Below are 24,070 nucleotides of genomic sequence, written 5' to 3'. Positions count from 1 at the left end.
CTGATTATGAACCAGTTTGTAACTTTATACCCGGAAAGATGTAGATTCTAAAACACCAGCCCGAACTCACTTACACACTTTTCTGGACACTGTCCAAGAATAATGTTCTAAGCTTTGAGCTGGTTTCTTAATCTATGCAACCTAGTTTATTAAAGCACTACTCAGAGCCAATCATGAGCTGCCTTGCATAACTTAATCATAAAAGCCCCTATTGTTTTAAGGGGCTTTTTGTTGTGGGATTAGACCATGTTGCGTGATAAATGTTAATCTACCACTTCATTGGTGATGTTATCCCACACATTCGCAATTTTCCGCATCACACTCTTTTGAAGTTCATGGACGGTTCGTATGCCAGAGGACGAGATGAGGCTCACTAGTAACTCTGCCTCCTTACCGAAAATATCTAAAACCTCTTCCTCTGTAGCATCTGCCACCACGAGCTGAGTTAAGTCATTCCTGTAGGCTTCCAAACTCCACGTCGGTAACTGCCAATTTCTCTGATTTATTTTCTTGACAGTCAACTTGCCCTCATCAATCAGCTGCCTAAGCTTGCTAGGGGAGATATTCAATATCTCAGCAGCTTGTTTCGTTGAGTAGAATTGCTTTATGCCAGTAATAACTAATGGATTATTCTCGTGAAGCCGAATCTCTAATTTGAGGTCTGCACATAGTATTGCGAGCTTATCGATATTGTTTGAGAGCTTGTCAAGTATTTTCTCTTTGTCTACTGCCACACCTACCCGGTAGTTTAGATAAGCGATAGCCTCAGTCTTTTGGAGGTTGTAATTCTCCAATAGTTCGGTGTATAGTTCTTTTTTGTTCATTCTGATGATAACTAGATACTCATAAAGTCGGCAAAGTCCTTAATGTCTTCTTCTGGTGCGAGTTGTATGTACTTATCGAATTCCTTTTCGCTGGTGTGCCCCGTGAACTGCATAATTGAGCGCTTCGACTTGTTACTCTCGTGATAGGCGATAGTTGCAAATGACCTCCTGCCACTGTGGCTGGCGGCGAGGTTAAAATATTCGACCTCCTGCACTTGTTCGTGCCTACCCCTACGTTCGATAACATACACCATCTTATCTTTCTGGTGCAGGAAGTTTTGGTAGAACTGTTTCAGCACCACCTTTATGCATTTATTATATTTCGGGTCACTCATGTTCATGTTGTAGTCATGCTTTTCGAGTAGTTGGAGAACGGACTTATTAGAATTCAGTAGGAACTGTCCCTTAGTCTTCTTTGCTGTTTGCTTTCCCATGCTGACGTGATGCCTCTTTATCGCCCGTAAGTCCGAAACTCTATTGCCAGTTAGGATGCTGATGATAAAAAAGTCTTTTGTACGTATCAGCACATCTCTGCTCACTCCTTTAGGCTTCTCTGCGCCAGACACATTTTCTACATAGGTGTCATCCTTAATGGTGTTCTCGAACTCCTTTGATGCGAGCAGCTTCACATCATCCATAGTTCGGAATGCGAACTCTATATTGGTGTACTCAGTGATGCTCTTGTCTTTCTTCGCTTTCTTCAATGCCTCCTTTACCTTATTATAGTCAATATTGACACCTTTGTTATTGATAGCCCAGATGATGAAAGACCTAAACGCGTCGAGCCTTTTCACCAAGGTGTTGTTATTCATGCCAAATTCGTGGTCGAAGACCACTGGGGAGTGTAGGTGGTGTGAAGGTCTTCTAATATCTGTTTTTGAATTTGACAGCCTTTTAGGTTTTTCAAACAGGAGATAATCGATAAAATCACCAATGAACTTCTCATCTATTTCATTGAAATAGTATTTCCTATTCTTGTGAGACCAAAACTGTGTCAGAGCAGAGTCCAGTGCCCTGACGACGCTTTTGCTGTTTCGCTCCTTGCTGTTGAAGTTCTCAGTATACTCTCTCAAAAAATCGCAGATATAGGTATAACTCTTCTGGCTGCTCCCCTTATGATTTTCTAGTAGGGCGTCCAACTGTTCAGCGGTAGGCTTAACAAGATGCTCGCGTAGGAAATCGTCAATAAGGGTCTCAATTTTGAGTTGCAGCTCATCAAGCCTTGACTTGTCCTCTTGAAATGAAGCAGGGCTTAGGGCATTGCCTTTGCGGAAGCCTTTGTCTTTAATGAACTGTACCTTGTCCTTTACATAGATGTTGGTCTTGTATCGTTTGATGCCATCTCGGGAGTAGTAAATTTTGATGTGGAGCTTTGCGCCTTCCTTCACTACAATAAGGGAGGTGTGCTCGTCAAGGCGTGCCATTTAGTGTCGTCAAATTTTAGTCAAGATAGTCAAGATTTAGTCAAATATACAAGTGAGAAGTTATATATAGTTGTTTTGTAGTCTAGAGAGTTTTGGAGTAATAATATGTTGTTTATTAGATAGTTAGGTTTATTTTGGCAATTTAAGTTGTAAGGAGTTGTTATGAAATTGCAGTCCCTCACTCTCTGCTGGTAGCGATACCAAAAAGAAGTAAAAGCCCGTAAATCAGCGATTTACGGGCTTTATTGTTTCAACCCACCCACCAAAACATTCATTTTTTCTCCATCCTTATGGGGCAGATTCGGATACCAAAAATAATATTTTGTTTTGGTATCCGAATACCGTGTAAGTGTGTGTATGTCAAGCAGTTGTGAAGGGTATGTGCAGCTTGTGGGGCCTCGGTTAGAGTGTTAACTTAAGCGATAAAGGAGGATACAAAATGAAAAACAAGATCAGCATACTGTTCTATGGGAAAAAGTCCAGAATAACCAGTAGCAACTTGTTGCCTATCTACCTGCGTGTCACCATCGAAGGGAGGCGTTTCGAATTCTGCACGCATCGAAACGTGCCCCTGGAAAGTGGTCCATAAAGGCGGGACGCCTGAAAGGCAATACAGAGGAGGCCAGGAGTGTCAATGCATACTTGGATCTACTCAGGGCAAAGGTATATAGCTTCCAGCAAGAAAAACTTAGATGCAGGGCATTATTCTTCCACTAGCAGGCATAGGTACACTTTCTATTGGAGATTAGAGCAATAGAAACCATATTCATAACTATAAATAAACTATATTTAGGAATAGGCTTGCGCAGGTAATAAGGTTCAACAGACTCTAGTACGATGTAGGAGCTGAAGGCGAATTTTCCATATCCGATATTGTATAGGGGCAAGGGCGCTCCGTAAGAGAGGCTTTGTTTTGCACAAGAGCATTGGTAGAGTGAATATCTCTTATAGAGATGTCTATATGTCAAGATAAAATACAAAATAGTAATGCGCTGCTGCTCAAAAGGCGATTAAGGTAGTGCTGTTTATCTTTAACCTTTTATCTAATGAGAAGAAGTGAATTTTTAAAATTCAGCCTGTTAGGTGCAGCAGCCCTTGCAAGCGGGACCTCAGCCTTGGCCGGAAATCCTCTTGCTGCACAGAAGGCAGCCAAAGCCTTTAACCTTAACTACGCCCCGCACTTTGGGATGTTCAAAGAGTCGGCTGGTGACGACATAATAAGGCAGCTCCGGTTCATGAAGGATCAAGGCTTCACTGCCCTGGAAGACAATGGCATGATGGGCCGCTCGGTAAGCGAACAGGAGAAGATAGGCAATGAGCTCGCCCGCCTGGGCATGACCATGGGCGTGTTTGTAGTGGATAAAGGAGGAAACTCCCAAAACACCTTGGCGGCGGGAAAGCAGGAGCACATCGATATATTCCTGAACGGGTGCAAGCGGGCTGTGGAGGTGGCCAAGCGTGTGAACGCAAAGTGGGTGACCGTGGTGCCCGGCGACTTCGAGCGAAAACTACCTATTGGCGTGCAGACAAGTCATGTGATCGAGGCCCTGCGAAGAGGGGCGGAAATCCTGGAGCCGCACGGCATCGTGATGGTGCTGGAGCCACTCAGCGATACGCCCAATCTGTTTCTGCGTACCTCCGATCAAACCCATATGATCTGCAAGGCTGTAAACAGTCCTTCCTGCAAAATTCTGTACGATATCTACCACATGCAGAAAAACGAAGGCCACCTGATCCACAACATGAACCTGACATGGGACGAGATCGCCTACATACAGGTAGGGGACAACCCGGGCAGAAATGAGCCTACCACCGGAGAGATCAATTACAAGAATGTGTTTAAGCATATCTACGAAAAAGGCTTCAAAGGTGTGGTGGGTATGGAGCACGGCAATGCAAGGAAAGGCAAGGAAGGAGAAGCAGCTCTCATAAAAGCATACAGGGAAGTTGATAACTTTAAGCAGGCCTAACCAGCAGCTTCCATAAATAAAGCTGCTGAAAAGTTAAGACGGGCAGTATGGTTACGGTTGAACCATACTGCCCGTCTTAACTTTTCAATTTATTCGAGGAGTATTATTTCATAAGCTTCGTGAATCCCGCGGTAGCGGTGTCAGCCACCGAGCCGTCTGTTTTGCGGAATATGAAATAAGCCTCCAGCTTTTTCTGGCGGTTTACAAAATCGAAGGCTTTCTTCAGGCCCATTCCCATCAGAGCGTTATCATAGGCATCGGCTGTCATGGCATCACCGGCCAGCACCGTTATGCTGATGAGCTCGTTGTCTAAAGGATAACCGGTTTTGGGATCTATCAGATGAGAGATTTTTCTGGAGCCGCTCTGGTAAAACTTTCTGTAATTGCCGGAGGAGGTGATAGCGCCTTTCTCCAGTTTGATTATTTTCTGGATAGGATAAGGATCGTTAGGATTGTTAACAGCTGGTCCCTCAATTCCGATGGCCATCGGCTTTCCGTCAGGCTTACGGCCCTTTACCCGTATCTCACCGCCCAGCTCCACCAGGTAATTCCGGATACCTTTTTCCTCCAGGAAGTTTGCTAGCACATCTACGGTATAGCCCTGGGCAATGCCATCTACGTCTATGCGCACACAAGGATTGGTTTTATGGAGATGGCCTTTTTGTAAGCGTATCTTATGGTTCCCGACACACTGCAGCAAAGCTTGTATAGTGACTGAATCGGGTAGTTCAGAGGCAGGTGCTGCCCCAAAACCCCAGGCTTGCACCAAGGGCTGTACAGTGATATCGAAAGCGCCTCCAGTCTTTTTAGAGACCTGCTGCGCCTTTTTAACTACTCTCTGGAGATGCCTGTCTGCCTGCAGCCCGGACGCGGATCGGTTAAACTGGCTTATCAGCGAGTATGGCTTGTATAAGGAAAGCGAGCTGTCGATTTGCGCCAGTAGATAGGTTACCTGCTCCTTTGATATGCTGCTGTCTTTTGCGTAATAGGTTATCTGGTAGGTGGTTCCCTGGGCAAAGCCCCTAATGTGAAACGGTTTTAGCTCAGGTTGTTTGGTGAACGCAAGAAGCGAGGCAAACAGGCACAGCAATAGAAATCGCATAGATATAACAAAGGTACTGGAACACTAGCAGCAGGAAGGCCATAAATGCCTATAACACATCGCCTGCATGGGAAAAACTTAAAGAGATTGCCCCATCACCAGTTTTGCATGCTTGCCACGGCAGCCTTGGTTTCAGGGACAATCTCTTTATTGCCAACAAATCGGCAGTTTATCAGATCACTTTTGTTTTGCCCGGTATGGCAACAGGGTAAAACCCGTTTGCATCTGGCAGAACCTTAGGCATAGCATCCCAGGCTAAGGTTTCCGGCATCAGGTCTACGTTTGAGTTCAGGGCATCCTCCCACTTTATCTCTTGGCCAGAGTAGGTCGCGTAGCGGCCCAGCAAGGAAGTCATGGTACTGAGGGCTGAGCGCTCTGCATCCGCGAACTTATATTGGCCCGCCGCTATAGCAGCGAAAAGCTCGTCGTGCTCAGCCTGGTATGGGTTAGGGTCGTTCTTACCGGCGTGGTCGTAAAGCACGTTCCCCTTGTAATCCCACAGCCTGCCGCTGTTGTTGGCAGAAAGGTACACTCTGCCCTTTGTGCCCTGAAAGCTCTCATCCACCCGGTTTCTAGTTCCTTCGTAGTGGCGGCACTGGCTTTGGATTACGGTGCCATCAGCATACAGAAACTCCACCGTGTGGTTGTCGAAAATCTCGCCGTATTCCTTTCCTGTTCGCTGGAAGCGGCTTCCGGTGCCTTGCGCCGAAACCGGGTAGCTGTTCTTCACCCAGTTGGCGATGTCTATGTTGTGCACGTGCTGCTCGGTGATGTGGTCTCCGCATAGCCAATTGAAGTAGTACCAGTTGCGCATCTGGTACTCCATCTCCGTCTGGTTGGCTTCCCGGGGGCGCACCCACACACCGCCGCTGTTCCAGTAAACCTGCCCGGATACGATGTCGCCTATCGCGCCGTCCTCAATGCGCTTAATCGTTTCGCGGTAATTGTTCTGGTAGCGGCGTTGTAAGCCTACCACGACGTTAAGTTTCTTGTTTTTCGCTTCCTCGGCGGCGGCAAGCACTTTACGTATGCCCGGTGAATCCGTGGCAACAGGCTTCTCCATAAACACATGCTTGTTCTGCTTTACGGCCTCCTCGAAATGCATAGGCCTGAATCCGGGAGGGGCAGCAAGCAGCACCACATCGGCTTCGGCTATCGCCTTTTTATATCCCTCAAACCCCACGAACTTCTTGCTCTCCGGCACATTGACCTTTGACTTTCCATATTTGCCAAACAGGCTCTTGTAGCTTTCATCCAAACGGTCACGGAATGCGTCGGCCATCGCAACCAATTTTACATCATGCTTTGTTTCCAAAGCCTGGAAGGCTGCGCCTGTACCTCTGCCGCCACACCCGATGAGGGCAATTTTGATGGTGCCTCTGCCTGCTGCATACGCGCCAGCCAGAGGAATGCTGCTTAGTATAGCTCCGCCAGCGAGTATAGCCGACGTCTTCAGGAACTCTCTTCGCTTATTAGAGTCGAAATCTTTCATGCTGATTCTTTATTGTGTTAAGGATTGAGAACAAAATCAATAGTCGGGGGTGGGTTGCTGGTTGTAGTAGGCATCGATTTCGGCCTGAGACGGCGGATTCACAGGGCGCACGAGGCGGAGGCCAACGAAAGGTGCCTCAGGGAACCACCAGTTGCTCTTGGGTATCTGCGGGTCAATCCGCTTCCAACTTGGGTCCGAACCCTCGCGGTTAGCGGAACGCAGCGCGGCAGCCTCATCTTCGAAGGAGCCTCCTCTAATGACATGGGGGTAAAGTTTCTCGGGTTTGGCAACCGGGTTTGCGGTGGCTTTGCTTTTAAACTTCTTGTAGAAATCGGGTATATATTGGTCTATGGTCCATTCTGCTACGTTGCCGTGCATGTCGTACAGGCCCCAGGCATTGGGCTTTTTGCTGCCTACCGGGTGTGTTGTCTTGTTGCTGTTGGCCTGGTACCATGCATACTCGTCAAGCGTAGATGGGTCGTCGCCGAAAGAGTACGCTGTTTGAGAGCCTGCCCTGCTGGCATATTCCCACTCAGCTTCGGTAGGCAGCCGGTAGAATACTCCGGTGCGGGCATAAAGCCATTTACAAAACTGGATGGCGTTATACTGCGTCATGCCGACGGCGGGATGATTTTCCTTCCCCATGCCAAAGGTCATGTCCAGGTATGGCTTGGTGGGACGTGCTACGGCATCCACTTCAGCGCTGACAGCGCCGTTGCTCTGCGTAAGTTCAAAATCCTTATACACGAATGGCTCAAAGATATCCCATGTTACTTCGTACTTGCCCATCCAGAAGGGGTCAATTTTTACCGGGTGCTGCGGCCCTTCGTCTGCCTCTCTTCCCTTCTCGCCGGCGGGGCTTCCCATCACGAACTCACCTCCGGGTATGGCTACCATATCAAACTTCAGGTTCGTTCCGGAAATTTCCTGCGTATAGGGCTCCTGGCTGCTTTGCTGTGCGTGTGCGATTTGTGGGGTAAGGGTGAGGCAGGTAAGCCCAGTTAAGAGAGTGTAAAAGGGCAGTTTTGAAAGATTCATTCCAGCTATTTTAGTTTTTCTTAAGTATGAAGAGGACAGTGCAAAACTCAGGCGCTCTCCTGCAGAATTAAGCAATCTTATTTTTATGTTGATGTGGCTGTTACGTTTGCTGCCAATTGTTTAGGAGTGTTTTATGTATGACCTAAATATAAGTGAAGAAGCCTATATTACCATACATCCCAAACACGGGAATGGCTTAACCAAGGATGCTTTTCAATTTTAGGATAAATTTTGAGATTAACAACAAGTTGCGTTGTTAATATAGGAGCTACGCATAGTTTTGAAGGAGCATTGGTGGAGCTTTCCGGGGCCGCTTTCACTACAGGGCGTATACCTTCTAGGTTATTTTGTCTGTATAATCTGACGGGCACATAGTACACAGAAGATATAGTTCTGGATGGCTTGCCAATTAAAATTCCTTTTCTTTAACTCTCTTGAACATGAGGGGAAGAAGTTCATCTGCATTTGGCACAAACTACCCCTTTATCTGCAAAGGCTGACGTATATGGTAAGTACATCTGTAGAAATAGAGGTGCTCAGCTATGCAGTGAGTTGCGCATATCAATATGGCCTAAAGCACTAGGTGGGAAGGGGGCACATTCTACATTCCCAGAGCCAACCTTTGATGTAGACAGGAAGCTTAGATAGTATTCCTGGAGAACATTTTCAGGGCTCCCTGTATCTATCCTTGTTATATATCGTTATATGTCTATACTTTTAAAACAATCCTAATTTTTAGGGGCGTCTGCCGATGCCCTGTTATCAAAATACACTTTCTCATCGTAATGCCCAATTGTTAAAGCCTAAGGCATGTTTAATAAAAAGATCGAAACTAACCTCCTTGTGCTGCTGCTTTGCTGTGGACTGCTGCTAAGCGGCTGCTTTAAGAAGCAGAGTAGGGAAGCAGAAGATGAACCGGAAATAGCTACCACTGGTGGACAAAGCAGGGGAACTGACACTCCAGCCCCGCCGACTGCTGCCGCTACACCCGAAAAAGTGGACGTTCATGTATATCTGGAAATCTCAAACGGGATGAAAGGTTTTATGCCAGCCGCAGCAGCCGGGAAAGAGGCCACTACATTCCAGAACAACCTGCTCAACCTGATTTCAGAGGTGCAGGACGGGCGCTACGTGGCTGAAAAAGGGTTCTATCTGGCTAAGGAAGATGCCCGGAGCCGGCCGGTGCTGGACAGCGTGTCGTACAATACGATGAAAAGCTATATCGTTAGTGGTATTAGGGATGATGTGCGTGGCACCCCGCTTCCGGCTATGCTAAAGGCGGCGTTGCAAAATTCTATCGACCAAGGAGCGGTAAGCATCATCATCTCCGACTTTATACATGGCCCCAGCGACCAGGGACAGTTCATCTCTCTGGACGCCGACATCAGGAGCAGCCTGAGGGAGGCCGAGCACCAGGGGCTGGCCATCGCTATACTTGGAAACACCTCTGAGTTTTTCGGCACGTACCACCCGGCCGTGAAGAAACCAGAGGTAAGCAGGAGGTTGAACGGGGAGGAGATTCCCTATTATATCTGGGTGATTGGAAAGCAGGAAGAAGTGCAGGTGGTAACAAACAGGGTGCTGCGCAACCTGCCGTCGCAGCAGGCGTACTTCGGGTTCGAGTATGAGGCGGTGCCCCATGCGGCGCTGTTGAAGGAGAAGGAGTTTAGACCGTCTGGAATTGTGTACTGCAGTAGCCGCAATGCCGACCCTTGTACTGAAATAAGCCTGCAGCCAGCAAAACAGGAGCCGGTGGAGTTTACCGTGGGGCTGGATTTAAGCAGTCTGCCAATGTCGATGCAACGCACAGATTACCTGAAGCGCAACCTGCAGGTAAGCAGCACAGGCAGTAGGGCAAGTATGGTAGCGGTGACGGCGGCTGATGAAAGTATAAAAGCCATCCCGGGACTTGCAAGATACAGTCATTTTGTGCGGGTGCGGGTGCCTGAGCTGACAGCTAGCTCCGGTTCCATATCGGTACAGTTGCCGCAGGTAACGCCAACCTGGATCAACGCCTGGTCAACGGATAACGATAACAACCCGGCCGCGGACCCGAAAAAGACATATCAGCTTATTAAAATCATAGACGGCGTACAGGCGCTGTACCGCGACCAGAGCGACTTCGTATTCAAGGCAACCATTCAATTTAACAAAGCAGACTAACACGCATGATTCAAAGCTTTTTTTCCGGACTCTATGAAATGGTTTTGGGCCGGCCCATCCCTGCCAATTTCACCAATGATTACCGCGAGGTTGTTTTTCCGAACACCGGCCTGATGCTGTTCATCATCACACTAGGCATCGTTATACTTTATTACTATGTGCTGAACCGCCTGATGAGCACCGGCCTGTACAAGACGCAGCACTGGGTGATGTTCCTAATCCTGAACGCTATCATCGCCTTCATCATTCCGGTGACACAGGTGACAGGAAATGAGATTGAGACCCACTCGTATACTTATATGTTCGCTTTTGTGAACGTAGTATACAGCCTTATACTTTTCTTCGTTTTCTCTTTACTTCTCAAAAGGGGCTCTGTGCAGGCATGGACAACCCCTATGAAATGGCCTAACAAAAAATAACTATGGCAAAGCTTTTTGTATTCGGAATTGGAGGCACCGGCTCCCGCGTGATCCGTTCGCTGGTCATGCTGATGGCAGCGGGTGTCAAGATTCAGAACTGTGATAAAATAGTCCCCATCATCATCGACCCCGACACGCAGAACGGCGACATGAACCGCACCGTGGAGTTGCTTAAAACCTACAAGCACATCCACGACGCCCTGGGCCGCCGCGAGGATGGGTTCTTCCACACCGACATCAGCACGCTCTCAAGTATAGCCGGCGACGGGACAGCCAAGATCCGGGACAGCTTTGTGTATGATTTCGGGGGCATCAACAAGCCATTTAAGGACCATGTAGGCTATAACCAGTTGGACGTGGAAAGCCAGGCGCTAATGGATCTGCTTTTCACGCCCGAGAACCTGAACAACAGCCTGGACGTGGGTTTCCGCGGTAGTCCGAATGTGGGCAGCGTGGTACTTAACGAGATCATCGACTCGCCGGAGATGCGCTTTTTTGCCTCTAACTTTCAGCCCGGTGACCGCATCTTCTTTGTAAGCTCCATTTTTGGGGGTACAGGAGCCGCCGGCTTCCCGCTGTTGCTCAAAAATTTCAAGGATTCCCGCACAAGCCTGCCAAATGCAGCCAGCCTGAATACAGCCCTGACAGGCGCGATGGTGGTGCTGCCCTACTTCTCTTTAGAGCAACCAGCCGCGGGCGTAGAAGCGGATTTTATCGACTCCAACACTTTTACTACCAAGGCCAAGGATGCGCTGTCCTACTACCAAAACCACCTGAATGGCGTGAATGCGGTCTATTATATGGGCGATACGCCGGACAAGCCGCTGGAGAACAATCCGGGCAGGGCAAGCCAAAAAAACGACGCACACCTGGTAGAACTGCTGAGCGCGCTGGCAATTGTGGACTTCATGGATTACTCCGATGATGAGCTCTCCGGGAACGAAACCTTCCACGAGTATGGCTTGCGTGAGGACGTAAGTAACGTGCAGTTCTCGCACCTGGACAGCGAAACCCGTGACCGCATTGCAAAGCAACTGATACGTTTCCACTACTTCGAGCGCTACTACACCACGCACCTGCCGGGCGACGCACAGGCAGCTTATGCCAAAGGGGTGGATCTGCAAGGGGCTCTTCGAAACGAGCCGGTGTTCCGGGAGCTGAACAAGTTCCTGACAAACCCGGAGTTTGGATACCAGGCATGGCTGCGCGAACTGAGCCGAAAGGAGCGGACCTTTGCTGCGCTCAACCTGAACGAGACGGATTTCAACCGCATGGTATCTGATAAGCAGATCGAGACTGGCTTTTTGAATAAAGGTATTCATCAGGGTGCCTTTGTAAAAGAGCTGAACCGTGCCTCCGAGTCCATCTCCGACCGCAATGCCTTTCAGGCAACTATTAAAGCGTTTGAAGCCGCTACCGACAGGCTGGTGGAGGAGAAACTGAAGTATAGTTAGCAACCTCCCCCGAACCCTTCCTTATAACAGGAGGGGAGTATAGGAAGCCGGAATAGAGTTAGTGTTTTCTCTTTGTCATCCTGAAAGGATCTTGTGGGAAATGAGTATAGACTTTAACTATGAAAAGTCACAACTACTTTGTGTATATCATTACTAACCCAAGAAAAACAGTGCTATATAAAGGTATGACGAATGATTTGCAGGAAAGACTAAATCAGCACTAAGCAAACCGCGGTAAACCGGAAACATCTGCCGGGCGCTATTACTGCTATAAGTTGCTATACTATGAACGCTTTACTTCTATAGTACATGCCATAGAGCGTGAGAAAGAAATAAAGCTCATGAATAGAGAAGATAAGTTGCAACTGATAAGGAAGGAGAATCCTATGCTGATGTTTCTGGATGTATGGGAATAGCAGGCTTTACTTGTTCTTGCCCACAAGATCCTTTCAGGATGACAAAAGAGTGGGACAGGAATAAATTTATAGATGCGGCCAAAGCCCGTAATTAGATCGTGCTTGAAAATTGCAAGCGGAAGCTGGCAATCGAACTTAAAACAAAAAACAAACATGCCGAAAGTACTTCGTCTTCATAAAACCGGATCTAACGTGGAGGGCTGGGCCAAAACCAGTCAAATCACGAGCACTGAGATAAAAGATATCACCGATGGCGCCGGTGGCAGAGCCTTAAAAATTAATGCCTCCATCCCGACGCCATTCGCCCGTATGCACCTGTTTGAGACCGCTTTTGATTTTGTAAAGCGCGGTGTGGCAGGCAGCAACACCAATACCATTTACCATAAATTTGTCACGCACTTCTGGGATTTGTGGGAGCTGCTCTACAACCAGCAGAGCTATGCGCAGGCTGGCAACAAGATCATCATCCGCCGCTGGAACAAGCACCAGCAGCTCGGCGCGATGCAGGCCAACCCAAACACAAGCCTGCTGGGCCGCACACTGGAGCTTTTCATGAACGACAGCCGCTTCCAGGGTATCGAGGACATCTTTCTGATTTTCTTTGAGTCGACCACCCCACGCGGCGACCGGCATATGCAGCTCATTGGCGGTACCTCGCCGCTAACCTTCCTGTTTGTGGCGCCAAACGTGCGGCCGCTAAGTATAAACCGTGCCCAGAACATCGGCACCTACTTCGACCATAATTATGTGTCGCTGGAGCACCGGGAGCCGGACTTCAGGGAGTATGTGCACAAACTGTTCGTGTCGAACCCAGCCATGATCCAGGCTTTCCCGGCAGTGTATAATGCCCTGGATGAGAACCTGCTGCGAAGTATAAACATGGCCGGCGCAGTTGGTCAGGGAACCATTGCCTCCCAGTACCTGCAGTTGGTGGATTTCCAGCAGAACCCGGTGCACGTGGGTCACATCAACTTCCTGGTGAAGAAAGACCAGACGGCTGTTACCAGCAGCGACCTGTTTATTCGTCCAACCCATACCGGTTTTGCCGGCGAAAGGCCGATTGTGCTGAAGCCTGAACTGCGGCTGGCGCCCGATGTGAAGTATGTGAACAACCTGGCCTGGCCGGTGAACACCGTAGTGGGTTATGCGGATGAAAAGCCCTTGGAAAACCGTTCGCTTCCGGGCGTGGGTTTCAACTACCCATACCTGACGATTAACGACCTGCTGCAGGAAACGCTGGTACAGGTGCCTTACGAGGTAAATACCGACCGTTTCTATAGCGGCACGGTGGTCTATCAGCCGGGCGTAACGGAGAAATCCTTTTACTACCTGCTGCCGATCACGCCTTTATACTTTGATTTCTTCTCGCCTGAGGATCTGGCCAATCACCTGACCTTCCACATCGACGTGAACCATGTGCGGGTAACACTGCGTGTGCCAACTGAGAAAGGAAGCGTGGTGTACGAGCGCAGCTATTACGATAATCCGCTTAACTCGAAGGATGCCAATGGCAACATCATTCCGGAGAAAGGCCATATCCTTAAATCCAGAATCGGGTTGGGCGTGTTCCCGTTCTACAAATTTACGGATGCGGTGCAATACAACGACTTCTACAAAGTGATGCTGGTGGATGAGGACATAGATGCCTTGTTGGTAAACAGGAATCACTCGCTCAGTTTCTTTGCCGGCGGCAAGCAACTGGAAGCAGGCGGCGGTATCATCTCTGCCACGGCTCATAAGCGCACGAAGAAGAGCAACAGCAGCGCAGGCAGTACTTACTATGAGATCCGGGGCACGCACTTCGATTTTGCAGAATTCAGGCACGAAGGAGTGGATTTTATAGGCAAAGCCCTGATTGTGCCGAAGTTCCAGGAAATGCAGCAGGGGATACACAACTTCACCTTTGCCATCGACTTCGGAACATCGAACACGCACATTGCCTATACTTCCGGGGCTAACCAGCCGCCGCGCGAGTTCTCCATCACCGCCAATGATCAGCAGCTGGTGATGCTCAACAAACCTTCTGATGATCCGGCCCTGACAGACTACCAGCGCTTCCACAAACGCGGTTTCGGTAGGCTGTTTGCCGTGGAGACCCTGCTCAAGAGGGAGTTTATACCTTTGATCATCGGCTCCGGCGGCTCGCTGTACAATTTCCCTACCCGTACGGCCACCTGCGAGTCTATTGATTTTGAAAATCAGATCACCAACCTGTTTGGTAACATCAACATCGGTTTCTCGATAAACACTGAGGGCACGCACCAGGACCAGTACAAGCAGACGTACCACACTGACCTGAAATGGAGCGAAACGCTGACCAATGCTGGCAAGCGCCGCATTGAGGCCTTCTTCACGGAGATCATGCTGCTTATCAAGAACAAGGTGGTGCTCAATAACGGCAACGTGGCCAGCACTAAAGTGGTATGGTTTGCGCCGCTGAGCTTCGATGAGTACTCTCGCAACATGTTCCAGAACGTGTGGGACACGGTTTATAATAATGTGTTCAAGAACGGCAGAAATACAGTCTGTATCACGGAATCTGTAGCGCCGTTCTACTTCCTGTCCCGAACCGGAGCGGTGGTACCAAGCCAGGACGAGAACCTGATCAACGTGGACATTGGCGGCGGTACCACCGACGTGCTGCTGTTCACCAACCGCAGGCCATCGCACAGCTCCTCGTTCCGCTTTGCCGGCAACGACCTGTGGGGCGATGGCTTTGCTACGGTAAAAACGAGCAAAGACAACGGCCTGCTGCAGTATGGTGTGGACCACGTGCTGCGTATTCCGCTCACCGAAGAGGGGCGCGAGTACCGCAAGTTCCTGGAGACGGCGCTGGACAACCCTGATTTCAACTCGGCCGACATCAGCTCGCTCTTGTTCAGTTATGACAAGGAGCTAAACTATAGCTCACAGCTACTGCAGGCGCGCCAGCTGCGGTTGATGTTCTACCTGCACTTTGGTGCCCTGATGTACCACCTGGCGCAGCTGGTGCAGCAACTCGAGGTGAAAATGCCGCGCTACATCTCGTTCAGCGGTCGCGGTAGCTTGTACATCAAGCTGCTGAGCGCGGGCAACAACCTCTCGAACGTGGAGCGCTATGCCAAAGCCATTTTCCAGAAGGTAACAGGGCAGGAGCCGCCGGCCAACTTTAAGCTGGTGCTGGTGGATAATCCGAAGCAGGTAACGGCTAACGGGGGCGCCATGGCCCTGGAAGGCACCGATCTGAATGACCTGACCAATATTCCGATCATGAAACCGACCGGCTCGGCCAATCCACAGGATGCCCTGACACCGGTAACCAAAACGCAGATAACGGGCGAGCTGCGCCAGGAAGTGATGGACAACGTGATGAACTGCCTGGAGATGCTGCTCGATGATCCGGATATTTCGCCGCTGATGCGCTCGATGGGTGTGGAAGTGGACCCGATGCGCGTACTTGACTTCATGCGCGTGAACCTGCAGGACAGCTACACCATGATTCTGGAAGACACCGTTCGTGGCCTGACAGACAGGGAACCGCTGCACGAGACCATGTTCTTCATGCCGCTCAAGCAGTCGCTATACTTGCTGTCGAAGGAGCTCTACCAGCAGCAGTCGCAGGTGAGTGCTATTTCTTAAAGTATAAGCAAGCGCCTTTAGCTAGGTGTTATCCAGACCTTTGGTAGAGACAGGGAAAAACAAGTATAGATTATATATCGGAGTTTCTTCTAAGGTCAGGATAATGCTAAACCATGTGCGGTAGAGGTAGCCTGAACATAGTATAAGTCCTAATTCGGAATGTAACATCAACCCATGAATACAACTGCCATTATTATAAGTATCATCGCGCTGCTAGGTGCTGCTTTTGCTTTTTTAAGAGCCGTAAGCGCCTATAACATGCTCACTAAACGCATAAACAAGCTTAAAGAGCAGAACAGCGACCTAGAGAGCCGCCTCCGAAGGCTGGAGGGAAATGCCAGCCGGGGCAATAGACCATCATCCGGAGAGCAAAGCGAAGGTGGTGCGCAGAAGAGACAACGACACGAGCAGCAGCCTGAGCAGCGCCAAAAACAACGCGAGCGGCAGCAGCCCCAGCCCCAACAGGCCGAGGAAACAGCTGAGCAGCAACAACAGCCACCAAAACGCAGAAAAGACAAGCGCAGAAGAAACGAACCGACAGAGCGCAATAATCCTGAAGGAAGGGAAAAAGCGGCGCCTGCCTCCGCCTCAGAAGCGGTGCGGATGGAATTTGTCGGCAGCGACCTGCTGGACGAACTGGAGCGGGAGGCAGCCGGCGCCACGCCGCCACCTGTGCAGCCCGAGGCTGTGCCGGAAGCCGCACCCGACACGGGCACTCGCTTTGCCATTATCCCGGAGGATGGCGTAATACGGCAGCACCAACTGCAGCACAGCCCCGACTCCGACAGCTACATTGAAATGGACTTGCCGGCCGATGGTAGCAGCACGACCCGCTACCGCTTTAACCTGTCAGGTAACCATGCCTTTGTAATTGCCCAAGGCATTGACCGGCTCGAGAACGCCTTCGCATTTGAGAAACCAAGTAACCGGATGGTGAGCCGGGTGGTGCTGCAGGGCGACGGCATTTTAGCTAAAGTAAACAACGGCTGGAGAATCCAGGAGAAAGCACGCATAGATTTCAGATAAACCCTTAGATGGAAGGCATTTTTATACTTGAGGCAGTACTGATACTCATCATACTTGGCTACCAGTTGTATATATACAAGGGGAACAAGCAGAAGATTAAAAGTATAGCCGAGCTCTTTCCTTCCGAAGACCAGCTTAGCATACGGGAGCAGCTGCTGGAGGCCGGTGACTTTAAGAAGCCTGCCGAAGCCAAACCTGACAGCACCACATGGCAAGCCATACTTGCAGGCAAGCCCTTCCGGGAGTATACACCCTCTAACCCGGTGATTAAAAGAGTGGTGGCTGTAGAGGATAACATGCTGCAGATAGAGGCCAAAGGCGGCCCAGTGCCCAGCTTAAGTATAGCCCGCGAAAAACTGGAGAAACTGTTTGCCGGGGGCAACATCCACCTGGTGCAGGGCGACCCGGACCCACTCATCACCACGGTAGCCTCGGGCGGGCGTGGAACCGCTACCATCGACCTGATCGAGGTACAGCACCCCTCCGAAACCTTTGCCAGCATCATCCGGAGCACCAACCAGTACCTGAAGCGCAACAAGGGCGCCGCTGCGGATTTTGATATCCTCAAAGATGTGTCGGAGCGGTATTCGGAAGCCATGGATGCCGAAGTGCAGTCTACCATTGCCACGCCGCTCTATGTAGGCCTGCTCGGTACGTTCTCCGGGGTGATCATCGGTTTGTCGAGCCTGATATGGTCTGGTTTGGGAGGCGATGAAACGGGGGGCGCCGCGGGTTCTTTTATCACCGACCAGAACATCCCGTCTTTCCTGTTTGGGGTGCTCATCGCCATGTCGGGAAGCTTTCTGGGCCTGCTGCTAACCTTGCTGGGAAACAACGCCCTGAAGAACGCCCGCAGCCTCCGCGACCGCCACAAAAACAGCTATTATACTTTCCTGCAGACCAACCTGCTGCCCAAGCTCAACTCCGATATGGCGGCCAGCTTGGGCAACCTGAAATCGGTGCTGGACTCCTTTAACAAGGATTTCCTGGACAAGGTGCTCGGCTTCCGGCCTATTGTGGATACGCTTACAGAAAACATCAGCACACAGAAGGAATTCATTGAGAAACTCGATCAGATTGGCTTTACGCAGATGGCCAACGCCAACCTGCAGGTATTTGACAAGATGAAGGAGAGCGAGCAGCTGTTCAAGAACTTCATGCAGTACCAGGTAGCCCTGAACGAATCAGTGCGGAAAGGGGCGGAGCTCACGCACCAGATTGGGCAGGTGCTCGAGCGCCTGAACAGCCTGCAGGAGGGCTTCGATAAAGTACCGGGATACCTGCAGAAGCACGACGAGTCGATACAGCGCCAGGTGAATTTCTTTGGTCAGCACGAGCGTGAGTTGAACAACATCGGTTCCCGCATCGAACAGTATTTCGATAAGGCGGCGCTCCGGTTAACCGATTTGATGGAAGCCAGGCTGCAGCACCAGGAGCGGGACGCACAGAACGCTTACCAAAAGTGGCAGGAGCACTTCAGAAGGCTCAACGAGGACAATGTGTACCAGCGCATCCTCGATTACATGCGTCCGTTCGAGGACCTGAGCAACCAGCAGGGTAAACTAAATGTGTCGCAGCAGCAACTATCCGGGGAGATACGCCAGACAAACGAGCGCCTGCTGCAGAAGCTGGAAGCCGACACGGCAATTCAGCAGCAACTGCTACAACAACTGCAATTGCTCAACACACAGATGGCTAAAAGTATGGAGCCCGGGCCGCTGAAGGCTGCATTGGACAAGCTCTTTGGCGGAGGGCAGGGCAGGAGGTAAGTATGAGCAAGCAAAGCAGAGACTTCTTCTGGCCCAGCTACGTCGATTTGATGACGGTGCTCTTCCTGGTGATGCTGGTGCTTTTTGTGTTGAGCTTTAAGCTGTTTCAGGATAAAGACCGGGAGAACCGGGACAATATTGCCCGCCTGCAGGTGGAGGTGCAGGAAAAGCGAAAGCTGGATGAGATCAAAGCCGCATTGTCCCGCCTGGATGACAAATACTTTCAATATAACGAGCAGTACAAGCGCCACGAACTACTGGTGGACGTGCTCTTTGAGCAGAGCAGTGCAGAAATTCCGCAACGGGCCCGGGCTCCGCTCCGCAGGGCTGGTGAGAACCTGAGCCAGGTGATTAACTCCATCGAGGAGGAGGATGTAAAGTACCTGATCGTGATTGACGGGCGTGCGGCCAGCTTCCCCAAAGGTGATCCGCGTAACATTACCCAGCGGGAGTATGCCCTGCAACTGAGCTACCAGCGGGCGCTGGCACTGCTCGATTTCTGGCAAGACCAGGGCATCAAGTTTCCCAGAGACAGGGTAGAACTGATTGCAGCCGGAAGCGGGTTTGAGGGGGCAGGCCGCAAAGGGGACATCCGCGACCGTCGTTTCGTCATCCAGATTCTCCCGAAGGTGGGCGCGCTGGATGTGGAAGCCAGGTAGTACAGCAGAATGGCCAGTGCTTTGCCTGTCTTACCTGCCGCCCATAACATCTTTTAGCTGCTATTGCTCATGGGGAAGCGTTAGACGGGGACATACCAATCGCTACCAAATCATTCATCTTTTCTCCATCCTTAGGCGGTATCTTTACCACCCGAAAGCAATTTGGGTATTGGTATCTCATGTTGTAAGCAGCACGGTGCCGCTGCTGAAATTACTACACTGCATATTCGTCACAAACTTCGGGCACTTCATCACTTTTATTGTTTTTCAACTGCCCATTCTGCTATCATTGGTCCATGAATGATATGGCAATAATAAACGTTATAGCCGAACCTATCCAGCGGAATAAGATAGAGTTCTGGGCAGCTACCACCATTTATGTGTTTGCGCTATTTTCTCTCTCCGTGGACAATAGCCCCAACGAGTCCTCGTTCAGGCACGCGAATGTGGTGTATCACTATTACGAGTATTTCTTCTGGCCCCAGTTGGTGCGCTTCACCGTCATTTACCTGGCCTTCCTGCTACTAAACTTTAAGGTGGTGCCCAAGCTGATCCGGAAGGAGACCATCTGGCTGAATGTGCTGCTCGTACTGGCTGCATTTGTGGCTGTGGGAGTTGTGACGGGCATCACCGATACGTACTATAAAGCCTACCTGCTGCCCCGGTACGATACTGTGCGGGAGTTTTGGAATTATACGTTCCAGAGCAGCTTCCAGAATACCTTGCGGCTCTTGCTCGTGTTCGGTTTTTATACTTTTATCAAGTATTTCGGGCTTTACCTGCTCTCCAATTCTGCCGCCATACAATCCAGGTTCCGGATGGTGACACAGGACCTGATTACGGCTTTTATGGTATGGCTGGTGAGCGTGTTTATACTGGTTTTGTTTGATGTAGGAGAAGAGGAAACAGTTGTCTGGGCCTTTGTATCACTTAGCGCCATCCTTTTATACTTCTTCTCTTTTTACGAGCTCATACCTAAATCGCTGGGAAAAAAACGCCCCTTTGGTTCTTATGAGTTAAAGGTGTTGCTTATACTTATACTTTCTTATTTACCTGCCGTTTTCCTCTTGCTGCCTGTTCTGGATAACGACGAGGCCTTGGGGATCAGTTTTGCCAATGCCTTGTTCCAGTTGGTTGTTACAGCGCCTGTTACCTGGTTTTTGTATAAACGGCAGCTAAGGGGCCGGGAGGAAGTAGTGGGGCTGAAAAAAGAGCTCGGCTATTCGACTGCGAACCTGGACTTGCTGCGCTCGCAGATAAACCCGCACTTTTTATTCAACGCCCTGAACACACTTTACGGCACTGCCTTGCAGGAGAACAGCGAGCGCACGGCCCAGGGCATACAGATGCTGGGCGATATGATGCGCTTTATGCTCCACGAAAACCTGCAGCGAACGATACTGCTGGCGCGTGAGGTAGAGTACCTGCGCAACTACATCGATTTGCAGCTGCTGCGTACCTCTGCCTCTCCTGATATCATCATAGAGACGAAGATGGAGGAAGTACTGGAGCAAAAGCATATTGCGCCCATGCTGCTTATCCCCTTCGTGGAGAATGCCTTCAAGCATGGCATCAGCCTGCAGCACAAATCCTGGATCAGGGTAAGCCTGCACTGTGACCAGAACAAGCTATACTTTGATGTTTACAACAGCATCCATAAAAAGTCGGATCAGGATCCGGAGAAGAACAAGTCCGGGATCGGGCTGAAAAACGTGAGACAGCGGCTGGAACTGCTTTACCCTCAAAAGCACGAGCTGATTATCCGTGAGACCCCCGAGGAATTCTTTGTGCACCTCACGCTGGAGTTGTAAGTATAAACGGAGTATATTTCGGATAAAGTATAAAGGCAGGTATGAGAGCAATAGCGATAGACGATGAACCCATGGCGCTGGAAGTGGTGCGTTCCCATGCCGCGAAGGTACCTTTCCTGGAGCTTGCCGCCTGCTTTACCGATGCTTTCAAAGCGTTGGACTACCTGCAGAAAGAGCAGGTCGACCTGCTCTTTCTCGACATTAAAATGCCTGATATCTCCGGGATAGAATTTTTCTCAAGCCTGCAGAAGAAGCCTATGGTCATTTTTACCACGGCCTATTCCGAGCATGCCGTGACAAGTTTCGAGCTCGATGCCATTGATTACCTGCTCAAGCCCTTCTCGTTGCCGCGGTTCATCAAGGCCTGCCACAAAGCCCAGGAGCTGCTGCAGCTTCGTGGCACGCAAGCCCCGGCCAGGGACTACCTTTTCCTGAAAACCGGCTATGAGCAGGTTAAGGTATACTTTGATGAGATACTGTACCTGGAGGCAGCCGGCAACTACGTGACTTTTGTGCTGGAGGACAGAAAGCTGCTCACCCGCATGACCACCGGAGAGGCCACTGAGCTTTTGCCACCTGATAATTTTGTGCGCGTGCACCGCTCTTACATTGTTGCCAAAAACAGAATAGAGAAGATCGAGCGCCACCAGGTAACCATCCAGGGCAACGAGGTGCCGGTAGGGGCGTCGTACATGCAGCAACTGCAGTTGGTTTGATTGCCCTAAAATCAGGACAGTGAACGTGTGGTTAGAAAATCAATTGCGGGGAAGCCAATACTTTTATAAAGGATTTATAAAGGATTTTAATTTTAGTCGTTGACCAAAGTTGCTTCCTTCGTGTAGGCCGCTAGTGCTAAATCTCCTAATTCCCGAAGTTTCAAGTAAACCAGGCTAAAGAGAAATAATACTTATTCAATTTTCAGTTGCCGGTTGAAAATCATATGCATTCTTTGTAAAAGACTCTCAAATAATTACATGCGCAACATGAGCCTCTCCTGATCTGTATGTATGGGATGTGGCTAGTGCTACGGTAGCCCAACAAGAAGGCTTCCGGGCGATAGGAGCATCCTGCGCCGCAATGGCCCAGATGCTGGGTCACAGGGATGGTGAAGAAATGAGTTTCTCTGAACTTGTTAATCTGGTCAAAAGGATTGCCTCCAACACCAGCCTACCGTTCGCCTGGATGTAGAAGCGGGATTTGGTAGGACTTCTACCGCTATCTCGGAGAACATCAAAGAGGCTACTCATATACACGCTAGTGCTACTTTTTAAGCCATAGCTGTTATACTAATTCTTTTTTGAAGTCCACTCATACGTATGATATACCGAGAAATTAAACCCAGTGTAAAACTTGAGCCCTACATTCACTCCTTTTGGGTGCTGAAGGGAGAGGACCCGGACAAGCAATGGGAGCGGAATTTCCCGGATGGCTGTGCCGGGTTAGTCATGAATCTGGGCGACACTTGTTTGACAGACAACGGTTTGGTTTCTATGGAGTTTGGTAAAACCTATGCTGTGGGTGCGATGACATCATTTAAAGACAGCTATATAAACTCCAATACTCACCTGGTTGGGGTTTGCCTGAAGCCGGCAAGCTTTTCAGCCTTCTATAATTACCTCCCACAGCATGAACTGACGGACAATACCATTGAGTTTGATAGACCCCTTTCATTCAATATTGACAAAGTCCTTGCAAACCCTTGCGGATATTTAAATGAGTTCTTCATTGGCAGAGTAAAAAGCAGAGGCAACCAATTACAGTCAGTTATACAAGATATGCATCATGCAAAGGGGCAGTTGAGCATTCAGGAGCTTTCTCAAAGGAACCACATTACAGTAAGGCAACTGGAGCGCCATTTTAAGAAGGAGGTTGGCATCTCACCGAAAGAGTATTCAAATATTGTCCGGTTCCAGCATGCTTTGTCTCTGATTAAGGGCGCTGATGATAAAAGAAGCTTGTTAGACATTGCCTTTGAGTGTGGCTATTATGACCATTCGCATCTTGCCAATGAAGTGAAGCGCAATACAGGGCTTTCGCCTTCGCAACTCTAGATTGTCGCATTTTTCCAAAGCAGAAACAGGTAGGTTACCGTTTCTTTGCAGGAAAAAAGTTGAAGAAAATGAAAAATGTCATTCTTAATCTTGCCGTGACTTTGGACGGGTTCATTGAGGGTCCGAACGGCGAAATTGATTGGTGCATCATGGACGATGACATGGACTTTGATGCCTTCATTGAAAGTATAGACACTATATTTTACGGCAGGGTGAGCTATGACGCCTGGGGCAACTTTCAACCAGATGCAAATGCAAGTCCGGCAGAAAAGCTAATGTGGCAGAGTATACATTTCAAGGACAAGTTCGTTTTTTCAAGGCAAAACCGAACCGACGGAAAAGCCACCTTCATCTCTTCCGACATTGCCAGCAAAGTGGCAGACATAAAAAAGCAGGGAGGCAAAGATATCTGGCTTTATGGTGGTGCAAGTCTTATCAAGACCTTCATCCACCTGGGGCTTATCGATCAGTACAAAATCTCTGTCCACCCCGTAGCATTGGGCAGTGGTAAACCCTTGTTTGAGGATCTGAAAGAGCGGGTTAGGCTCAAACTAATAGGTACTCGTGTGTTTAAATCAGGGGTAGTAGAACTGACATACGAACCAGTTTAAAGTACGGCCAATAAGCAGTATCTGCTCAAAAATGATGGCGAACTCTGGAGCAGGGCTTTTATGGCTTGGAGGTAGAGCAGGTGTTTATCAGTTTTTATACTTAATAACAGCCTCTAACTAGTATACCTAGGACAGTGTCCAGAAAAGTGTGTAAGTGAGTTCGGGCTGGTGTTTTAGAATCTACATCTTTCCGGGTATAAAGTTACAAACTGGTTCATAATCA

19 protein-coding genes are annotated in these 24,070 nt (G+C 49.5%); 14 read left to right on the top strand and 5 right to left on the bottom strand.

The features are described from left to right. Positions 1-263: 263 nt before the first annotated feature. Both BM040_RS21435 and BM040_RS21430 read right to left on the bottom strand, forming a co-directional pair. Positions 264-824 (bottom strand): helix-turn-helix domain-containing protein, encoded by a 561-nt coding sequence (locus tag BM040_RS21435; protein WP_092105875.1) that lies wholly within the window; start codon positions 822-824, stop codon positions 264-266. Positions 825-835: 11 nt separating this feature from the next. Beyond that, a complete protein-coding gene (locus BM040_RS21430) occupies positions 836-2,248 on the bottom strand; it encodes a phage integrase SAM-like domain-containing protein (RefSeq protein ID WP_092105872.1) in 1,413 nt (470 codons plus the stop codon). 1,046 nt (positions 2,249-3,294) lie between these two features. On the opposite strand from BM040_RS21430, the gene BM040_RS21425 reads away from it, so the two are divergent. Continuing rightward, positions 3,295-4,218 carry a hydroxypyruvate isomerase family protein gene (locus BM040_RS21425; RefSeq protein ID WP_092105870.1) on the top strand — a complete coding sequence of 308 codons (924 nt, stop codon included), beginning with the start codon at positions 3,295-3,297 and terminating at the stop codon, positions 4,216-4,218. Positions 4,219-4,321: 103 nt separating this feature from the next. Here BM040_RS21425 and BM040_RS21420 read toward each other — a convergent pair whose 3' ends face one another. The 3 genes from BM040_RS21420 to BM040_RS21410 form a co-directional block, all read right to left on the bottom strand. Beyond that, positions 4,322-5,320 (bottom strand): FAD:protein FMN transferase, encoded by a 999-nt coding sequence (locus tag BM040_RS21420; protein ID WP_092105867.1) that lies wholly within the window; start codon positions 5,318-5,320, stop codon positions 4,322-4,324. Positions 5,321-5,492: 172 nt separating this feature from the next. Continuing rightward, a complete protein-coding gene (locus tag BM040_RS21415; RefSeq protein WP_092105866.1) occupies positions 5,493-6,812 on the bottom strand; it encodes a Gfo/Idh/MocA family protein in 1,320 nt (439 codons plus the stop codon). Between the two features lie 36 nt (positions 6,813-6,848). Beyond that, complete coding sequence (locus BM040_RS21410) at positions 6,849-7,850, bottom strand: formylglycine-generating enzyme family protein (protein WP_092105864.1); 1,002 nt, start codon at positions 7,848-7,850, stop codon at positions 6,849-6,851. An 810-nt stretch (positions 7,851-8,660) separates the two neighbouring features. Between BM040_RS21410 and BM040_RS21405 the strand changes: the two genes are divergently transcribed. The 13 genes from BM040_RS21405 to BM040_RS21345 all read left to right on the top strand — a co-directional run bounded on the left by BM040_RS21405 (position 8,661) and on the right by BM040_RS21345 (position 23,847). Next, a complete protein-coding gene (locus BM040_RS21405; RefSeq protein ID WP_092105862.1) occupies positions 8,661-10,013 on the top strand; it encodes a hypothetical protein in 1,353 nt (450 codons plus the stop codon). Between the two features lie 5 nt (positions 10,014-10,018). Then, complete coding sequence (locus BM040_RS21400; protein WP_092105860.1) at positions 10,019-10,432, top strand: hypothetical protein; 414 nt, start codon at positions 10,019-10,021, stop codon at positions 10,430-10,432. 2 nt (positions 10,433-10,434) lie between these two features. Further along, entirely contained in the window at positions 10,435-11,886 is a 1,452-nt protein-coding gene (locus tag BM040_RS21395; protein WP_092105858.1) for a hypothetical protein, read from the top strand. 119 nt (positions 11,887-12,005) lie between these two features. Then, positions 12,006-12,110 (top strand): GIY-YIG nuclease family protein, encoded by a 105-nt coding sequence (locus BM040_RS22145; protein WP_317040197.1) that lies wholly within the window; start codon positions 12,006-12,008, stop codon positions 12,108-12,110. 345 nt (positions 12,111-12,455) lie between these two features. Next, on the top strand, positions 12,456-15,920 hold the full coding sequence (locus BM040_RS21385) for an acetate and sugar kinases/Hsc70/actin family protein (RefSeq protein ID WP_139217872.1): 3,465 nt from the start codon (positions 12,456-12,458) through the stop codon (positions 15,918-15,920). A gap of 258 nt (positions 15,921-16,178) precedes the next feature. Then, complete coding sequence (locus BM040_RS21380; protein WP_139217871.1) at positions 16,179-16,946, top strand: hypothetical protein; 768 nt, start codon at positions 16,179-16,181, stop codon at positions 16,944-16,946. An 8-nt stretch (positions 16,947-16,954) separates the two neighbouring features. After that, positions 16,955-18,715 (top strand): hypothetical protein, encoded by a 1,761-nt coding sequence (locus BM040_RS21375; RefSeq protein WP_092105853.1) that lies wholly within the window; start codon positions 16,955-16,957, stop codon positions 18,713-18,715. A 2-nt stretch (positions 18,716-18,717) separates the two neighbouring features. Beyond that, the gene (locus tag BM040_RS21370; RefSeq protein ID WP_092105851.1) at positions 18,718-19,374 is read left to right on the top strand and encodes an OmpA family protein; all 657 of its coding nucleotides are present in this window, start codon (positions 18,718-18,720) and stop codon (positions 19,372-19,374) included. Positions 19,375-19,679: 305 nt separating this feature from the next. Beyond that, positions 19,680-21,185 carry a sensor histidine kinase gene (locus BM040_RS21365; protein ID WP_245756328.1) on the top strand — a complete coding sequence of 502 codons (1,506 nt, stop codon included), beginning with the start codon at positions 19,680-19,682 and terminating at the stop codon, positions 21,183-21,185. 41 nt (positions 21,186-21,226) lie between these two features. Beyond that, positions 21,227-21,901: a LytR/AlgR family response regulator transcription factor gene (locus BM040_RS21360; RefSeq protein WP_092105847.1), complete on the top strand. Its 675-nt coding sequence runs from the start codon at positions 21,227-21,229 to the stop codon at positions 21,899-21,901. A 298-nt stretch (positions 21,902-22,199) separates the two neighbouring features. Further along, positions 22,200-22,373, top strand: coding sequence for an isocitrate lyase/phosphoenolpyruvate mutase family protein (locus BM040_RS22180; protein WP_175491151.1), 174 nt, complete (start codon positions 22,200-22,202; stop codon positions 22,371-22,373). A gap of 128 nt (positions 22,374-22,501) precedes the next feature. Then, positions 22,502-23,236, top strand: coding sequence for a helix-turn-helix domain-containing protein (locus BM040_RS21350; protein WP_092105844.1), 735 nt, complete (start codon positions 22,502-22,504; stop codon positions 23,234-23,236). Positions 23,237-23,304: 68 nt separating this feature from the next. Continuing rightward, positions 23,305-23,847, top strand: coding sequence for a dihydrofolate reductase family protein (locus BM040_RS21345; protein ID WP_092105843.1), 543 nt, complete (start codon positions 23,305-23,307; stop codon positions 23,845-23,847). Positions 23,848-24,070 lie beyond the last annotated feature (223 nt).

The sequence above is a fragment of the Pontibacter chinhatensis genome, assembly GCF_900113285.1.
GTDB lineage: Bacteria > Bacteroidota > Bacteroidia > Cytophagales > Hymenobacteraceae > Pontibacter > Pontibacter chinhatensis.
Note: the sequence above shows the minus strand (reverse complement) of the source record. Positions and strands in the feature narration are given on the sequence as shown.

Excerpts from the sequence above, each read along its gene's own strand:
- BM040_RS21435 (WP_092105875.1), bottom strand. The coding sequence starts at position 824 with ATGAACAAAAAAGAACTATACACCGAACTATTGGAGAATTACAACCTC.
- BM040_RS21430 (WP_092105872.1), bottom strand. The coding sequence starts at position 2,248 with ATGGCACGCCTTGACGAGCACACCTCCCTTATTGTAGTGAAGGAAGGC.
- BM040_RS21425 (WP_092105870.1), top strand. The coding sequence starts at position 3,295 with ATGAGAAGAAGTGAATTTTTAAAATTCAGCCTGTTAGGTGCAGCAGCC.
- BM040_RS21420 (WP_092105867.1), bottom strand. The coding sequence starts at position 5,320 with ATGCGATTTCTATTGCTGTGCCTGTTTGCCTCGCTTCTTGCGTTCACC.
- BM040_RS21415 (WP_092105866.1), bottom strand. The coding sequence starts at position 6,812 with ATGAAAGATTTCGACTCTAATAAGCGAAGAGAGTTCCTGAAGACGTCG.
- BM040_RS21410 (WP_092105864.1), bottom strand. The coding sequence starts at position 7,850 with ATGAATCTTTCAAAACTGCCCTTTTACACTCTCTTAACTGGGCTTACC.
- BM040_RS21405 (WP_092105862.1), top strand. The coding sequence starts at position 8,661 with ATGTTTAATAAAAAGATCGAAACTAACCTCCTTGTGCTGCTGCTTTGC.
- BM040_RS21400 (WP_092105860.1), top strand. The coding sequence starts at position 10,019 with ATGATTCAAAGCTTTTTTTCCGGACTCTATGAAATGGTTTTGGGCCGG.
- BM040_RS21395 (WP_092105858.1), top strand. The coding sequence starts at position 10,435 with ATGGCAAAGCTTTTTGTATTCGGAATTGGAGGCACCGGCTCCCGCGTG.
- BM040_RS22145 (WP_317040197.1), top strand. The coding sequence starts at position 12,006 with ATGAAAAGTCACAACTACTTTGTGTATATCATTACTAACCCAAGAAAA.
- BM040_RS21385 (WP_139217872.1), top strand. The coding sequence starts at position 12,456 with ATGCCGAAAGTACTTCGTCTTCATAAAACCGGATCTAACGTGGAGGGC.
- BM040_RS21380 (WP_139217871.1), top strand. The coding sequence starts at position 16,179 with ATGCTCACTAAACGCATAAACAAGCTTAAAGAGCAGAACAGCGACCTA.
- BM040_RS21375 (WP_092105853.1), top strand. The coding sequence starts at position 16,955 with ATGGAAGGCATTTTTATACTTGAGGCAGTACTGATACTCATCATACTT.
- BM040_RS21370 (WP_092105851.1), top strand. The coding sequence starts at position 18,718 with ATGAGCAAGCAAAGCAGAGACTTCTTCTGGCCCAGCTACGTCGATTTG.
- BM040_RS21365 (WP_245756328.1), top strand. The coding sequence starts at position 19,680 with ATGGCAATAATAAACGTTATAGCCGAACCTATCCAGCGGAATAAGATA.
- BM040_RS21360 (WP_092105847.1), top strand. The coding sequence starts at position 21,227 with ATGAGAGCAATAGCGATAGACGATGAACCCATGGCGCTGGAAGTGGTG.
- BM040_RS21350 (WP_092105844.1), top strand. The coding sequence starts at position 22,502 with ATGATATACCGAGAAATTAAACCCAGTGTAAAACTTGAGCCCTACATT.
- BM040_RS21345 (WP_092105843.1), top strand. The coding sequence starts at position 23,305 with ATGAAAAATGTCATTCTTAATCTTGCCGTGACTTTGGACGGGTTCATT.